Raw genomic sequence first — 2,177 nt, forward strand, 5'->3', positions numbered from 1 at the left:
TGGTTGGCTGACGTTCATCGCGTAGCGAAGCCATGCCGTTAGGCTTATCGCAATCCGTATCTGTCGGGCGATCGCTCCAAGGGTCTGATGATGGAGAGACTTCTTCAGACTTGTCCAAGCTTGTCGAAGTAGGGAGAAAAGGCTCTTGTTGTTCCCTTTTTCCTTTAACCTTTAACCTTTCCCCTGGACTAATCAGATTAGTAGCACCATTAACAGCCATAATCTTTTCGCCAGCAGCAGCAGCTTCTTCGATAGATGGTTCGATTCTTTCTCTTGTCCAAACAGGAGTATTAGGATTGCTGACACCAAGAGCGCGATCGCGTTCTACCTGCTCGGAAATATTAACCACACTGCGCTTAAATTGCCCCCAGAAGGCTTTAGCTTGTCTGGGCTTATCTAATATCCGAAATACCTCATTACGGGCTTGCTCGTTGGTTTGGGTGTTATTTCCTTTGATGATTTTCTCGGTTAAGTATTCAAAGAACTGAGGATAGGGGACTCCAGGCTCTACTTCCCACTCAGGTTTATCCGATGTGCCAATGGGCAATCCCGCAGCAAAATCATCCCAGTAGGTGTGAGGAATGCCCGACCTAAGCTGTTTGATAATTACTTGGGCTAATCCTGGTGCAGAACGAGCATTAGCCACGATGGGTAAAGCTTGAATTAATGCCCGATAAAACCGCTTAAACTGCCCTTCAGTTTCCCAAGGTGCTTCGTTTCTTCGTTTGCGGTTTGGTTTAGTTCCCTTTGGTGTCTTCGGCTTCGGTTTCAGTACGGCAGCTTCTACTTGTACGGGTTCTTGTACATTTGTTTTATTAGTACTAGTATTCTTATTGATTTTTTCTTCAACTCGACCGTCATTTGTATCTTGTTCGATAACTGCTGAATCATAAGAATTAATTTCTTTATTCTGTAATACTTCGGGATTGCTAAAGTTTTTTTCTTGGCTATTTTCTTTCTCTTTTGTATTACTCACACAAGGGAGGTGAGGGTGGGATTTATTTATGGAATTGTTTTCTATGGAAGTATTCTTTGTATTGTTTTGAGACAACTCACAATACTTAGTATCTTGAAATTCCTCAGAACTTAGTTTTGTGAAATTCTCAATACGGACGTTTTCAGTACTTTCAGCAAGGAAGCTCGGCGAACTTGGTTCGCCATGAGCAGGTCTTGCTTCAGCCTTTATCTTCCCTTCTACTCGATCGATCAGTTCTTGCAGCTTGTCATAGTTAACGCTGTAGTAATAAGTCTGATTTTTCGGATTCCAATAAGGATTATCGTGTTTAATTTCGTGATGTTTGACGTAGAGTTTTTTTCGCTCGATCAGCCCTTTTTCTAGCAGAGAGGCGATCGCTTTTCTTATTTTCCATTCTGTTAAAAAGGAAAATACTTCATTCTTCCATTCTCGTATGGGTTTATAAATCCAACGAGTGTCATCAATGACTACCCCATATTCAGAAAAACTCCAATAATGAAGTTGATGTAAGAAAAGAGCCTCAATGTAGTCGCCAATAAGAGTGATGAAAGAACCAGACAGTACAAGGGTATCGAATTTATTTTTGAGACTGTCTATTTTGATTACTGGAGTGTTGAAGATGGTTGACTGCATTACTTCGCACCTCCAGTAATATTTATTTGGAAACCTTGTAACTTAACTAAGATAAGACTTTGAGCAATTAGACTCTCAATATTTTGTAGTCTTCTACTGACTCGTCTTTGAAAAAACTTCTTTTCAACCTTTCTTTGTGGCATAATTTGGATGTGGATCAAAAAATTCAATACAAAACCGTGCCACCTATCTCAATAGAGAAGGCGGAGGGTTTGGGGGAGAGCAGTTGAAAACTTTGGACGGTCATCAACTGCTTTCTTGGTTTTACACCTAGATAGCTTTTACCCAGATAAGAGAATTGTAGAACTTTATTTGCACTTATTCCTTGTCAGTCACAAATATTTTTTACAATTTGCAGATTTCTGTAGTGGTTTTAGGCATTTTAATTATGGTATGCCAATTGTTACTGCTTAAATTCGGGCTATTTTACGAGTATTCTGTAATTTAGTGACATAACTTTACAAAACATGAATAAATAATCAAGCATTCTGTTTTTTTGCTGTTTCAACAACGGTAATGTAATCTAAATTACTTTTTGAATCCTCCGTTAAACAATTGGTTTAAGAAG

The 2,177-nt window shown here is 39.3% G+C and carries 1 protein-coding gene; it reads right to left on the reverse strand.

Annotation, left to right across the window (positions count from 1 at the left end; translation table 11 throughout):
- Positions 1-1,609 (reverse strand): hypothetical protein (locus H1P_RS35300; protein WP_144876442.1); only part of this gene is annotated, 1,609 nt, incomplete at its 3' end.
- Positions 1,610-2,177: the final 568 nt, after the last annotated feature.

Origin of the sequence: Hyella patelloides LEGE 07179 (assembly GCF_900659865.1) — a bacterium.
In the GTDB taxonomy this organism is placed as follows: Bacteria; Cyanobacteriota; Cyanobacteriia; order Cyanobacteriales; family Xenococcaceae; genus Hyella; species Hyella patelloides.